Annotated in this window: 11 protein-coding genes and 2 riboswitches; of the genes, 10 read left to right on the top strand and 1 reads right to left on the bottom strand. The window is 70.6% G+C overall.

The genetic code is table 11. The features are described 5' to 3' along the window. The first annotated feature begins 47 nt into the window (after window positions 1-47). From ACWDLG_RS27480 to ACWDLG_RS27470, 3 genes are all read left to right on the top strand, one after another. Window positions 48-479: a hypothetical protein gene (locus ACWDLG_RS27480; protein ID WP_449925137.1), complete on the top strand. Its 432-nt coding sequence runs from the start codon at window positions 48-50 to the stop codon at window positions 477-479. A gap of 9 nt (window positions 480-488) precedes the next feature. Next, window positions 489-1,076: a phosphoribosylanthranilate isomerase gene (locus ACWDLG_RS27475; RefSeq protein ID WP_354906866.1), complete on the top strand. Its 588-nt coding sequence runs from the start codon at window positions 489-491 to the stop codon at window positions 1,074-1,076. Between the two features lie 123 nt (window positions 1,077-1,199). Continuing rightward, on the top strand, window positions 1,200-2,399 hold the full coding sequence (locus ACWDLG_RS27470) for a serine hydrolase domain-containing protein (RefSeq protein ID WP_449925134.1): 1,200 nt from the start codon (window positions 1,200-1,202) through the stop codon (window positions 2,397-2,399). 210 nt (window positions 2,400-2,609) lie between these two features. On the opposite strand, the gene thiC is transcribed toward ACWDLG_RS27470, so the two are convergent. Next, window positions 2,610-4,292, bottom strand: a complete 1,683-nt coding sequence (thiC, locus tag ACWDLG_RS27465) for a phosphomethylpyrimidine synthase ThiC (RefSeq protein ID WP_449925131.1) — start codon at window positions 4,290-4,292, stop codon at window positions 2,610-2,612. Then, window positions 4,285-4,397, bottom strand: a riboswitch (TPP riboswitch). (Overlaps the previous gene by 8 nt.) Window positions 4,398-4,549: 152 nt before the next feature. Here thiC and ACWDLG_RS27460 point away from each other — a divergent pair. The 7 genes from ACWDLG_RS27460 (at window position 4,550) to gcvP (ending at window position 13,634) form a co-directional block, all read left to right on the top strand. Continuing rightward, complete coding sequence (locus ACWDLG_RS27460) at window positions 4,550-5,179, top strand: CDP-alcohol phosphatidyltransferase family protein (RefSeq protein WP_354906863.1); 630 nt, start codon at window positions 4,550-4,552, stop codon at window positions 5,177-5,179. 4 nt (window positions 5,180-5,183) lie between these two features. Further along, window positions 5,184-7,679 (top strand): sugar phosphate nucleotidyltransferase, encoded by a 2,496-nt coding sequence (locus tag ACWDLG_RS27455; RefSeq protein WP_449925128.1) that lies wholly within the window; start codon window positions 5,184-5,186, stop codon window positions 7,677-7,679. Window positions 7,680-7,885: 206 nt separating this feature from the next. Further along, entirely contained in the window at window positions 7,886-8,389 is a 504-nt protein-coding gene (locus ACWDLG_RS27450; protein WP_354906861.1) for an FHA domain-containing protein, read from the top strand. A gap of 23 nt (window positions 8,390-8,412) precedes the next feature. After that, on the top strand, window positions 8,413-9,039 hold the full coding sequence (gene ftsR / locus ACWDLG_RS27445) for a transcriptional regulator FtsR (protein ID WP_354906860.1): 627 nt from the start codon (window positions 8,413-8,415) through the stop codon (window positions 9,037-9,039). A gap of 196 nt (window positions 9,040-9,235) precedes the next feature. Next, window positions 9,236-9,706, top strand: a complete 471-nt coding sequence (locus ACWDLG_RS27440; RefSeq protein ID WP_183661379.1) for a bifunctional nuclease family protein — start codon at window positions 9,236-9,238, stop codon at window positions 9,704-9,706. A gap of 193 nt (window positions 9,707-9,899) precedes the next feature. Beyond that, window positions 9,900-10,520, top strand: a complete 621-nt coding sequence (locus ACWDLG_RS27435) for a MerR family transcriptional regulator (protein WP_354906859.1) — start codon at window positions 9,900-9,902, stop codon at window positions 10,518-10,520. 34 nt (window positions 10,521-10,554) lie between these two features. Further along, a riboswitch (glycine riboswitch) is annotated at window positions 10,555-10,646 on the top strand. Between the two features lie 147 nt (window positions 10,647-10,793). Continuing rightward, a complete protein-coding gene (gcvP, locus tag ACWDLG_RS27430; protein ID WP_449925120.1) occupies window positions 10,794-13,634 on the top strand; it encodes an aminomethyl-transferring glycine dehydrogenase in 2,841 nt (946 codons plus the stop codon). The last annotated feature ends 9 nt before the right edge of the window (window positions 13,635-13,643 follow it).

Genomic DNA, 13,643 nt, shown 5'->3' with positions numbered 1-13,643 from the left:
GCCCGGCCACGATGTGGTCCTCACCTCAGAAGGAAGGACCCATCCTCATGCATGACGTGACGACCGCCACGTCCGCCCCCGTCTCGGCGGGCCTGCTCTACACGCTGCGCGTGCTGGTGCTCGCGCACGCGGTCTCCCTGCTGGTGGCGGCCTCGTTCGCGGGGCAGGCGCTGGTCTACGGCGAGGCCTCCATCGTGTCCGAGCCCGCGACCGCCGAGACCCACGTCATGATCGGCATGGTCGCCCACCTGGTCGGCCTGCTCCAGGTCATCGCCGCCGTCCTCTACTGGCGTCCGGGCCGGGGCGCCGGCTGGCCCGCCCTGGCCAGCCTCGCCCTCTTCCTGCTCGGCATCGCCCAGCACTTCCTGCTGATCTTCGTCGGCCTCGGCGCGCACGTGCCCAACGGCGTGCTCATGTTCGGGCTGCTGGCCCTCACCACGGTGTGGGCGTGGTCGCCCGGGGCCGCACGCCGCCGATAGGCTGCTGCCATGTTCGTGAAGATCTGCGGCCTGAGCGAGCCCGAGCACGTCGAGGCCGCCGTCGAGGCGGGCGCCGACGCGATCGGGTTCGTGCTGACCGCCAGCCCGCGCAGGGTGAGCCCCGCACGGGCGGCGGAGCTGGCCGCGCTGGTGCCCGGGCACGTGCTGACCGTCGGCGTCTTCATGGGAGAGCCCGCCGACGAGGTACGGCAGGCCGCCACGGCCGCCGGGGTGCGCGCCGTCCAGTTGCACGGCCGGCACCCGCACGCCGACTTCACCGCGCTGAAGGACCTCGGCCTGACGCTGGTGCGCGCCGTCGCGGCCGACGCCGACCTGCGCACCGGGGCCTTCGACGAGGACCTGCTGATCGTCGACGCGCCCAGGGCGGGCGCGGGCGAGCCGTGGGACTGGGCGGCCGTCCGCGGCCGGCCCTCCGGCCGCTGGCTGCTGGCCGGCGGCCTCGACCCCGGCAACGTACGGCAGGCGATCGCCGAGGCCGGGCCGTGGGGCGTCGACGTCTCCAGCGGTGTCGAGGTCTCCAGGGGCGTGAAGGACTCCGCCCTGATCCGCGCCTTCCTCCAGGCGGCGCGCTCCTAGACTTCGGTCCGCTCCGGTCCTCTTGCGGGATGAGGCCGCAAGTCGTCCTTTCCGCCGACGCCTTCATGATCATCGCCGTGCCATAGTGGCGTCGTCCGGAATCTTCGCGAGAAGGGCGACAGCATGGCATCAAAGAAGATCGCCGCACTGGGTCTCGGTGCGCTCCTCGTCGTGGCGGGTCTGGCCCCCGCCGCGCACGCCGCCAGGCCGGATCTCGACCGGCGCGAGCTGCAGCGCACGCTCGACGAGGTGCCCAAGGGCGGCGTGGCGGGCGCCTACTCCGCCGTCCAGGACGGATGGCAGCGCTGGCGCGGCGCGGCGGGCCTGGCCGACCTGGAGGCCGGACGCCCCACGCGGCCGGCCATGTACCACCGGATCGGCAGCATCACCAAGACCTTCGTCGCCACCGCCGTCCTGCAGCAGGCCGAGCGGGGCAAGGTCGAGCTGGACGCCCCCGTCGAGCAGTACCTGCCGGGGCTGCTGCCCGACCGGCGCATCACGGTCAGGATGCTGCTCAACCACACCAGCCACGTCGGCGACTACGACACGGCGCTCATCACCGGGCCTGACAGCCTGGAGGAGATGCGCGTGCGCCAGTACACCGACGAGGAACTGGTACGGCTCGGCCTCGGCACCGGCCCCTCGGGCGAGCCCGGCCAGACGCCGGGCAGCTACTCCAACACCAACTACATCGTGCTCGGCATGCTGCTCGACAAGATCACGGGAATGCCCGCCGAGCGCTACATCACCCGCCACGTCATCCAGCGCGCCGGCCTGTCCGACACCTTCTTCCCGCGCACCCCGAACCTGCCGCGCCCGCACTCGAAGGCCTACACCTCCTTCTTCGGCTCCTTCCCGCTGCGGGACTTCAGCACCTTCAACATGTCGTGGGGCGGCACCGCCGGCGCGCTGGTCTCGACGACGGAGGACCTCAACCGGTTCTTCCGCGCGCTGCTGACCGGCCGGCTGATCGGCCAGGCCCAGCTGGCCGAGATGCGTACGACCGTTCCGATCACGCCAGGACCCGGCGTCCCCGACACCTTCGACTACGGCCTGGGCCTGATCGCCTACGACACCCCGTGCGGGAAGGTGTGGGGGCACGACGGCGGTGTCATCGGCATGGCCACCCTGTCCTTCAGCACCGCGGACGGCGGCAGGCAGGCCTCCTCCGGCATCAACACGACCTGGCACCCGGGGATCGAGGCGGGCCAGCAGGCCTGGGTCGTGCACACCGTCGGCGCGATCTGCGGCACGACCCCCCAGGCGAAGGCGGCTGACACCACCAGGTTGCTGCTGGAGGCGAACGCGCCCGTGAAGCGCTGACGACCAGGGCGCCCGCCCGGGGGAGCCCGCCCCGGAGGGGCTGCCCGGGAGAGGCCGGGGACACCGCCCGCGCCGCCCGTCCCCCGTGGCGGGTGGCGCGGGCGGAGTCCCGCTCTCGGCCCCGTGGGCGGGCGGGTCCTGCCCCGGGCCTGGTGCGTGGCGCGGGCGGGTCCTGCCCCCGGCCCCGGCGCGGGCGGGTCCCGTCCGGTCTCAGCGGCGCTCGGGCAGGGTCAGGTACACCTCGCCGCCGCCGCGCACGAACTCCTCCGCCTTCCCCCGCATCCCCTCCTGCGCACGCAGATCGTGGGAGATCCGCATCGAGCAGAACTTCGGCCCGCACATCGAGCAGAAGTGGGCGGTCTTGGCCGGGGCCGCGGGCAGCGTCTCGTCGTGGAAGGAGCGGGCCGTGTCCGGATCGAGGGACAGGTCGAACTGGTCCTCCCAGCGGAACTCGAACCGCGCCCGCGACAGCGCGTCGTCCCACGCCTGCGCCGCCGGATGGCCCTTGGCCAGGTCGGCGGCGTGTGCGGCGATCTTGTAGGTGATCACGCCGGTCTTGACGTCGTCCTTGTCCGGCAGGCCGAGGTGCTCCTTCGGCGTGACGTAGCACAGCATCGCGGTGCCGTACCAGCCGATCATGGCCGCGCCGATGCCCGAGGTGATGTGGTCGTAGCCGGGCGCGATGTCGGTGACCAGCGGGCCGAGGGTGTAGAACGGGGCGTCGTCGCACAGCTCGCGCTGCAGGTCCACGTTCTCCTTGATCTTGTGCATGGGCACGTGGCCGGGCCCCTCGACCATCACCTGGACGTCGTGGGCGTGGGCGATCCGGGTGAGCTCGCCCAGCGTGCGCAGCTCGGCGAACTGCGCCTCGTCGTTGGCGTCGGCGATCGAGCCGGGACGCAGCCCGTCGCCGAGGGAGAAGGCGACGTCGTAGGAGGCGAGGATCTCGCACATCTCCGCGAAGTTCTCGTACAGGAAGTTCTCGCGGTGGTGCGCCAGGCACCAGGCCGCCATGATCGAGCCGCCGCGCGAGACGATGCCGGTCGTGCGCCCGACGGTGAGCGGCACGTACGCCAGCCGCACGCCGGCGTGCACGGTGACGTAGTCGACGCCCTGCTCGCACTGCTCGACGAGGGTGTCGCGGTAGATCTCCCACGACAGGCGGGCGGCGACCCCGTCGACCTTCTCCAGCGCCTGGTAGAGGGGGACGGTGCCGATGGGCACGGGGGAGTTGCGGATGATCCACTCGCGGGTGGTGTGGATGTCGCGGCCGGTCGACAGGTCCATGACGGTGTCGGCGCCCCAGCGGATGGCCCAGGTCATCTTCTCCACCTCCTCCTCGACGGAGGAGGTGACGGCGGAGTTGCCGATGTTGGCGTTGATCTTGACCAGGAAGTTGCGCCCGATGATCATCGGCTCGCTCTCGGGGTGGTTGACGTTGGCCGGGATGACGGCCCTGCCCGCCGCCACCTCCGCGCGGACGAACTCCGGGTCGACGCCCTCCCTGGCCGCGACGAACGCCATCTCCTTGGTCACCACGCCGCGGCGGGCGTAGGCGAGCTGGGTGACGGGCGCGCCCGCCGCCCTGAGGGGGTCGCGGCGCCGCCCGGCGAACGCGCTCGTCCCTGCGCGCTTCCACGCGTTCTGGTCGCGGTAGCCGTCGTCGAGGGGCTGGACCTGGCGGCCGCCGTACCGGGCCACGTCGCCCCGGTCGAGGACCCACCGCTCGCGCAGCGGGGCCAGGCCGCGGGTGACGTCGGTCTCGACCTCCGGGTCGGTGTAGGGGCCGGAGGTGTCGTAGACGGTGAAGCTCGTGCCGTCGGACAGGCTGATCCGGCGCATCGGGACCCGGAGATCGCCCTGGTAGATCTTGGAAAAACGCGCGCCACTCATCGCGCAAACTCCCTTCGCCGGCATTACCCGGAGCAGGTTCTGGCGGTCGGCGGCTGGTCAGCCGTCCTCTCAGCCCGGTCACACCGGGCTCCCGCGTTGGTCGGCGCCACCGTAACCCGATCACCGGGGGCGCGCGCAACCCCCGATCCGTCCAGGTGTCCGAAACCCCTGGGGGTGAAGGGTCCGGTCCGCGGCCGGAACCGGACGAGGCGGACGGCGCAGCGTACGCAGGTCGGCGACGCAGTAGGGTCGCAAGCGTGAGCGAAACTTCCGCCCCTTCGTCAGCGGAGGACCGGATCTGGACGGTTCCTAACCTGCTGAGCTTCCTGCGCCTGCTGGGTGTGCCCGTGTTCCTGTGGCTGGTTCTCGGGCCCCAGGCCGACGGCTGGGCGATCGGGCTGCTCATGGTCGCGGGATTCACCGACTGGCTGGACGGCAAGATCGCCCGCGCGTGGAACCAGACCAGCAGGCTGGGCCGCATCATCGACCCCGCGGCCGACAAGCTCTACGTCTTCGCCACGATCCTCGGCCTGGTCCTCAGGGACGTGATCCCCTGGTGGCTCGTGGCGATCATTCTCGCCCGGGAAATCTTCGTCGGATGTTTCTTTCCCGTGCTCCGCAAATACGGCTACAAGGCACTGCCCGTGCATTTCCTTGGCAAAGCCGCCATGGCCAACCTCATGTACGCCTTCCCGCTGCTCTTCCTGGCCTCTCATACCGGCTCCTGGTATGCCGATACTGCGAGGATCATCGGATGGGCGTTCGCCATCTGGGGAACGGGTCTGTACTGGTGGGCGGGCGTGTTGTATGTGGTACAGGTGCGCCGGCTCATCACCGCTGCCAGGGATGAGCTGCGCGATCCCCGGCAAACTGCGAAGAAGGAGTGATCGGGTGAAGGCGGTCGTCATGGCAGGCGGGGAGGGCACGCGGTTGCGACCGCTGACCGCGAACCAGCCCAAACCCCTGCTTCCTGTGGTCAACCGCCCGATCATGGAACACGTCCTCCGGCTGCTCCGCAAACACGGACTGACCGAGACCGTCGTCACGGTCCAGTTCCTGGCGGCGCTCGTGCGCAGCTACTTCGGCGACGGCGACGAACTGGGCATGCGCCTGCACTACGCCACCGAAGACCTGCCACTCGGTACGGCCGGCAGCGTCAAGAACGCCGCCGACAAACTGCGCGACGATCGTTTCATGGTCATTTCCGGCGATGCCCTGACCGATATCGATTTATCGGCCATGATCCGGTTTCACCGGGAGAATTCGGCTCTTGTCACCATCGGTCTGACGCGCGTTCCCAACCCGCTCGAGTTCGGGATCATCATCGTCGACGACCAGGGCAGGGTGCAGCGCTTTCTCGAGAAGCCCACCTGGGGCCAGGTTTTCTCCGACACGGTCAACACCGGCATCTACGTCATGGAGCCAGAAATCCTCGACGAGGTCCCCGCGGGGGAGGCCGTCGACTGGTCCTCCGACGTCTTCCCGCGCCTGCTCGAACGCGGCGCCCCGATCTACGGCTACGTCTCCGACTGCTACTGGGAGGACGTCGGCACCAACGACAGCTACCTCAAGGCCCAGGCCGACGCGCTGTCCGGACGGGTCAAGCTCGACATCGGCGGTTTCGAGATGTCGCCGGGCGTCTGGGTGGGCGAGGGCGCCGAGGTGGACCCCGAGGCCGTCCTGAAGGGCCCGCTGCTCATCGGCGACTACGTCAAGATCGAGGCCGGGGCCGAGCTGCGCGAGTACACCGTGCTCGGCAGCAACGCCGTCGTGCGCGAAGGGGCCTTCCTGCACCGCGCGGTCGTCCACGACAACGTCTACATCGGCCCCGGCGCGCACCTGCGCGGCTGCGTCATCGGCAAGAACACCGACCTGATGACCGGCGCCCGCATCGCCGAGAACGCCGTCGTCGGCGACGAGTGCGTCATCGAGGCCGAGGCCTACGTCTCCAGCGGCGTCAAGGTCTATCCCTTCAAGACCGTCGAGGCCGGCGCGGTCGTCAACACCAGCGTCATCTGGGAGTCGCGCGGCCAGCGCAGCCTGTTCGGCCCGCGCGGCGTCAGCGGCCTGGTCAACGTCGAGATCACCCCCGAGCTCTGCGTACGGCTGGCCAGCGCCTACGCCACCACCCTGAAGAAGGGCGACCAGGTCATCACCTCGCGCGACTCCTCCCGCGCGGCCAGGGCGCTCAAGCGCGCGGTGATCAGCGCGCTGACCGCGAGCGCCATCGACGTGCTCGACCTGGAGGCCATGCCGCTGCCCGTGGCCCGCTTCCACACCTCCCGCAGGCCCGCCGGCGGCGGGATCGCGCTGCGCACCACCTCGGGCGACCCGCAGAGCGTCGACATCGTCTTCATGGACTCCCACGGCGCCGATCTCACCCCCGCCGCCCAGCGCAAGCTGGAGCGCGTCTTCTCGCGCCAGGAGTTCCGCCGGGCCTTCCCCGGCGAGATCGCCGAGCTGAGCTTCCCCGCCAGGGCGGTGGAGGACTACGCGCAGGAACTGCTGCGCTGCGTCGACATGACCGGCGTGGACGGCATGAAGGTGGTCGTCGACTGCGCGGGCGGCACCTCCTCGGTGGTCCTGCCCACCCTGCTCGGCCGCCTCGGCGTCGAGGTGCTGACCGTCAACGCCAGGCTCGACTCCGCCTCGCCCACCGAGACGCTCGCCGAGCGCCGCCGGGACCTGCAGCGCCTGTCGGAGCTCGTCGGCTCCTCCCGGGCCGCCTTCGGCGTCCGCTTCGACCCGGTCGGCGAGCGCATCGCCCTGGTCGACGAGATGGGCCAGCTCATCAGCGAGGAGCGCGCGCTGCTGGTGGTGCTCGACCTGGTCGCCGCCGAGCGCCGCCGCGGCAGGGTGGCGCTGCCCGTCACCACGACCAGGGTGGCCGAGCAGGTGTGCCGCTTCCACGGCGTCCAGGTCGAGTGGACCTCGACCTCGCTCGACGCGCTCACCTCCGCCGCCGCCAAGCCGTACATGATCTTCGCGGGGGACGGCAGGGGCGGTTTCATCGTGCCGGAGTTCGGGGCCACGGTGGACGGCCTGGCGGCCTTCCTGCGCCTGCTCGGCCTGGTGGCCCGCACCCGCCTGACGCTCAGCCAGATCGACGCGCGCATCCCCGAGGCCAAGCTGCTCAAGCGGACCGTCCCGACGCCGTGGGCCACCAAGGGTGCGGTGATGCGCTCGGTCATCGAGGCCGCCGAGGGTTTCGACATCGACACCACCGACGGCGTGCGGGTGGTCGGCGACGACGGGCGCTGGGCGCTGATCCTGCCCGCCGCCAGCGAACCCGCCACCGACCTGTGGGCCGAGGCGCATGATTTCGACACAGCGGAGGCATTTCTCGACAGATGGGCGCGCGTCGTCGAGCAGGCGGCGGGAACGTGACAACACAACTGGCGCGGCGGCATGGACCTTGAGGGCGGCTCGGCGGTAACTTTGTCACCGTCCGAACCCGTCGTGCGGCGTCTCGCCTTGACCTTTGCTCGTGATCAGCGTAAGTTGCGGCATTCGCAAACGTGAACTAAGCGAGAGGCGTGGGGCGCCCTGATCAACCGTCGCCGCGTTCTCGCGGTAGGAGGCCGAGCCGATCGATGCCGTACGTCTACTGTACGCAGTGCGGTCATGCCAACCCCGAGGATGCCCGCTTCTGCTCCCGGTGTGGGTCGCCGCTGACCAGACACGAGGTCTCAGGGGACACCACCTCGACGATCTCCGTCGCGGGAATCGAGGCGTATGAGGCGGAGACGGCCGACGCCCTGCTGGCCGAGCGGGCCGCCGTCGAGCAGCTGCCGCCCGGCGCGGCGCTGCTGGTGGTCACCCGTGGTCCCAACGCCGGCAGCCGCTTCCGGCTCGACCGCGACCTGACCACGACGGGCCGGCATCCCGAGAGCGACATCTTCCTCGACGACATCACGGTCTCGCGGCGTCACGTGGAGTTCTACCGCCATCCCGGCGGCGCCTTCACCGTCCGCGACGTCGGCAGCCTCAACGGCACCTACGTCAACAGGGAGCGCATCGAGGAGGTGCCCCTCCACAGCGGCGACGAGGTGCAGATCGGTAAGTTCCGCCTCGTCTTCCTCACGCGGGGCGCATGAGCTCCCAGGCGGCGCGTTCGCACATGAGCATCGGGGAGGTGCTCGCCCTTCTGCAGGGCGAGTTCCCCGACGTCACCGTCTCCAAGATCCGTTTCCTGGAGAGCGAGGGGCTGATCGAGCCCGAGCGCAGCCCCTCGGGCTATCGCAAGTTCACCTACATGCACGTGGAGCAGCTGCGCTTCATCCTCACCGAGCAGCGCGACCACTACCTGCCGCTGCGGGTCATCAAGGACAGGATGGCCGACGAGCTCGGCCGTCCCCGGGCGCTGCCCGAGACCAAGGAGGTCCGGTTCAGCCGCGCCGAGCTGCTGGAGGCCAGCGGGCTCGACGACGAGACCCTCACCGAGCTGGAGGACTACGGCCTGCTCGCGCCGGTCGCCCGGCGCTACGACGAGGACGCGGTCAAGGTGGCGCGCAGCGTCGGCGCCCTGGCCCGGTACGGCCTGCACGCCCGGCACCTGCGCGCGGTCAGGGCCGCCGCCGAGCGCGAGGCCGGTCTGGTGGAGCAGGCCGTCGCCCCCATCCTCAAGCGGCGCGCTCCGGGCGCCATCGGCGAGGCCGACGAGACGGCCAGGCAGCTGTCCGGCCAGTTGCTCGAGCTGCACGCCGCTCTGTTGCGCACCGCCGTCCGCTCGGCCCTGGGCGGCTGACCCGCAGGGCGGCATCCCGAAAAAACCGGAAATTCCGCTCGCCCGCTGCCGTCGGGGATGCGGGCGCCCGCCGAGGCGGCCCGGGAGCCCGGTAGGTTGGCGGGAAGCCTCGGGGGCAGGGGATATTACCTACCCAGTGGGTGTTACGTTGAAGTGCGGTAGATGCGGCCCATGGATCGTGAATTCGGAGCAGCCCGTGTTGCAGATGGAGGTAGTGGGCGTTCGCGTTGAAATGCCCACAAATCAGCCGATCGTTCTGCTCAAGGAGGCGCAGGGTGAGAGGTTTCTCCCGATCTGGATAGGAATGACCGAAGCCACGGCCATCGCGCTCGCCCAGGCGGAGGAACCGCCGCCCAGGCCCTTGACCCACGACCTGTTCAGGGACGTGCTGAGCGCGTTGGGCGTCGGCCTGCGTGCGGTCAACATCGTCGCTCTGCGTGACGGGATCTTCTTCGCCGATCTGGTCTTCTCCAACGGCGTGGAGGTCAGCGCGCGCCCCTCCGACTCCATCGCCCTCGCGCTGCGCACCGGTGCGCGGATCTTCGCCAGCGAGGAGGTCGTGCAGGAGGCCGGAGTGATCATCCCCGATGACCAGGAGGATGAGGTGGAGAAGTTCAGGGAGTTCCTTGACACCATCACGCCCGAGGACTTCGGACGCGCGGGGTAGGACTCCCTTCGTGAAGGCTCGTACCCTTGGTCGCCACCTGGGGTACGCATTTCACTGCATTTACGCTTCGCGACGCGCCGAGCCGGATCGTTGACTGCGGATGGTCACGGTCCTACGGTGCAAGTGAAACCTGTGGTTGTCATTTACGAACCCCCAGATCAGACCACGGGATGAGAGAAAGCCGGAGGTCCGCGTGGCGGTCAGCAGCGGCGAGGGAAAGACGGCCGGCCAGGAAGATCCGGTGCGGCGCGAAACCGCGCGCCAGCGTGCCGGTGAGCAGGGCCTGCTCTTCGACGAGCAGCCCACGACGCTGCCTGCCGACATCGGCTATCGCGGCCCCACGGCCTGCGCGGCGGCCGGCATCACCTACAGGCAACTGGACTACTGGGCGCGCACGGGCCTGGTCGAGCCGACGATAAGAGCCGCGCACGGATCCGGCTCGCAGCGGCTCTACAGCTTCCGCGACATCCTGGTGCTCAAGGTCGTCAAGCGGCTGCTCGACACCGGCGTGTCGCTCCAGCAGATCCGCACCGCCGTACAGCACCTGAGAGATCGGGGCGTCGGCGACCTGAGCAGGATCACGCTCATGAGCGACGGCGTCAGCGTCTACGAGTGCACCTCGGCCGACGAGGTCATCGACCTGCTGCAAGGCGGTCAGGGAGTGTTCGGTATCGCGCTGGGCAGGGTCTGGCGCGAAGTCGAGGGATCGCTCGCGGAGCTGCCGGGGGAACGAGCGGCGGTCGAGGACACCGTCCCGGCCGACCATCCCACTGACGAACTCGCCCAGCGCCGCAGAGCCCGGCGAATGGGCTGATTCCCGGACACTGGTAGCCTAGGGCTGGAGCCGACGACCCCGAGCGGGAGAGTCCCCGGGCCACCGGGGCGCCGAAGGAGCAACCCTCCCCGGAATCTCTCAGGCACCCAGTACCGCTCGGACGAGGCCACTCTGGAAAGCAGGCACGCCCGCCAGGCGCGTCTCACCGACGGTGCAAGCCCGCGACCCCGCGGGCGAACCTCTCAGGTTGATGACAGAGGGGGAGACCCGGCAGACGCCCGTGCTCTCCACCAGCCTTGGGAGGCAGTTTCCATGACCGAGCCCCTCAGCGACCTCGCTGCACCGCCGTTCGCGACCCGCCACATCGGTCCCTCGGACGGCGAGCAGGCCAAGATGCTGGAGGCGGTCGGCTTCGAGTCGGTCGCCGACCTGGTAGCGGTGGCCGTACCCGAGGCCATCAGGGCCAAGGACCAGCTGAAGCTGCCCGTCGCGGCGGGCGAGAGCGAAGTGATCGCCGAACTGCGGGCGCTGGCCGGCCGCAACCAGGTGCTCACCTCCATGATCGGCCTGGGCTACTACGACACCGTCACCCCCGCGGTGATCAGGCGCAACCTGCTGGAGAACCCGGGCTGGTACACCGCCTACACGCCCTACCAGCCGGAGATCTCCCAGGGCCGCCTGGAGGCGCTGCTCAACTTCCAGACCGTCGTCTCCGACCTGACCGGTCTCGACGTGGCCGGTGCCTCCCTGCTGGACGAGGCCACCGCCGCCGCCGAGGCGATGACGCTGGCGCGCCGCGCGGGCAGGTCCAAGAGCAACGTCTTCGTCGTCGACGCCGACGCGCTGCCCCAGACCAAGGCCGTACTGGCCACCCGGGCCGAGCCGCTGGGCATCGAGCTGGTCGTCGACTCCCTCGACGGTGAGCTGCCCGAGTGCTTCGGCGTGCTCGTGCAGTACCCGGGCGCCTCCGGCCGCCTGCGCGACTTCCGCGCCCTGGCCGAGACCGCCCACGCGGGCGGCGCGCTGGTCGTGGCCGCGGCCGACCTGCTGTCGCTGACGCTGGTCGCGGCCCCCGGCGAGCTCGGCGCCGACATCGCCATCGGCTCCTCGCAGCGCTTCGGCGTGCCGTTCGGCTTCGGCGGCCCGCACGCCGCCTACATGTCGGTCCGCGAGGGCCTGCAGCGCCAGATGCCGGGCCGGCTCGTCGGCGTGTCGGTGGACGCCGACGGCGACCCCGCCTACCGCCTGGCCCTGCAGACCCGCGAGCAGCACATCCGCCGCGAGAAGGCCACCAGCAACATCTGCACCGCCCAGGTGCTGCTGGCCGTCATCGCCGGCATGTACGCCGTCTACCACGGCCCCGAGGGGCTGCGCCGCATCGCCCAGCGCACCCACCGCATGGCCGTCACGCTCGCCGCGGCCCTGCGCGCCGGGCGTGTCGAGATCGTCCACGACGGTTTCTTCGACACCGTGCTTGCCCGCGTGCCCGGCAAGGCGGCCCAGGTGGTCGCCGCGGCCGCCGAGCGCGGCGTCAACCTCTGGCAGGCCGACGCCGACCACGTCTCGGTCGCCTGCGACGAGAAGACCACCCTGGCCCACCTGGAGCAGGTCGCCGCCGCCTTCGGCGTGAGCGTCTCGCTGACCGACCTGGCCGCCGAGGACGCCCTGCCCGAGGGCCTGGCCAGGGAGAGCGACTACCTCACCCACCCGGTCTTCCACAGCCACCACTCCGAGACCTCGATGCTGCGCTACCTGCGCCGGCTCCAGGACAAGGACATCGCCCTCGACCGGTCGATGATCCCGCTCGGCTCCTGCACGATGAAGCTCAACGCCACCACCGAGATGGAGCCGATCACCTGGCCCGAGTTCGCGGGCATCCACCCCTACGCGCCGCTCTCCCAGGCCGGCGGCTACGTCGAGCTGGTCGAGACGCTGGAGGCCTGGCTGGCCGAGGTGACCGGCTACGACGCCGTCTCCATCCAGCCGAACGCCGGCTCGCAGGGCGAGTTCGCCGGGCTGCTGGCCATCCGCGCCTACCACCGCGCCAACGGCGACGCGCACCGCGACGTCTGCCTCATCCCCTCCTCCGCGCACGGCACCAACGCCGCCAGCGCGGTCATGGCGGGCATGCGCGTGGTGGTCGTGGCCTGCGACGACAACGGCAACGTCGACCTGGCCGACCTCGAAGCCAAGATCGACAAGCACGCCGAGTCGCTGGCCGCGATCATGGTGACCTACCCGTCCACGCACGGCGTCTACGAGGAGACGATCACCGAGGTCTGCGCCAAGGTCCACGCCGCCGGCGGCCAGGTCTACGTCGACGGGGCCAACCTCAACGCCCTCGTCGGCCTGGCCAAGCCGGGCGAGTTCGGTGCCGACGTCTCCCACCTCAACCTGCACAAGACCTTCTGCATCCCGCACGGCGGCGGCGGCCCCGGCGTCGGTCCGGTGGCCGTGCGCGGTCACCTGGCCGCCTACCTGCCGGGCCACCCGCTGCGCGACGGCTCGCCGGTCGGCCCGGTCTCGGCCGCGCCGTACGGCTCGGCCGGCATCCTGCCGATCTCGTGGGCCTACGTCAGGCTGATGGGCGGCGAGGGCCTCAAGGCCGCGACCGAGCAGGCCATCCTGTCGGCCAACTACCTCGCCCGCCGCCTGGCCCCGCACTACCCTGTCCTCTACACCGGACGCGGCGGCCTGGTCGCCCACGAGTGCATCATCGACCTGCGCCAGATCACCAAGGAGACCGGCGTCACGGTCGACGACGTGGCCAAGCGCCTCATCGACTACGGCTTCCACGCCCCGACGATGTCCTTCCCCGTCGCCGGCACGCTGATGATCGAGCCGACCGAGAGCGAGGACCTGGCCGAGCTCGACAGGTTCGTCGAGGCGATGGCCGCCATCCGCGGCGAGATCGCCAAGGTGGCCGACGGCACCTACGACAAGACCGACAACCCGCTGCGCAACGCCCCGCACACCGCCGAGTCGCTGGTGGCCGACGAGTGGCCGCACCCGTACACCAGGACCGAGGCCGCCTACCCCGTCCAGGGGCTGCGCGACGGGAAGTACTTCTCGCCCGTCCGCAGGATCGACCAGGCCTACGGCGACCGCAACCTGGTCTGCGCCTGCCCGCCCCTGTCGGCGTACGAGGACTGAGCGGAACCG

Source organism: Nonomuraea sp. NPDC003727 (genome assembly GCF_053586935.1).
Note: the sequence above shows the minus strand (reverse complement) of the source record. Positions and strands in the feature narration are given on the sequence as shown.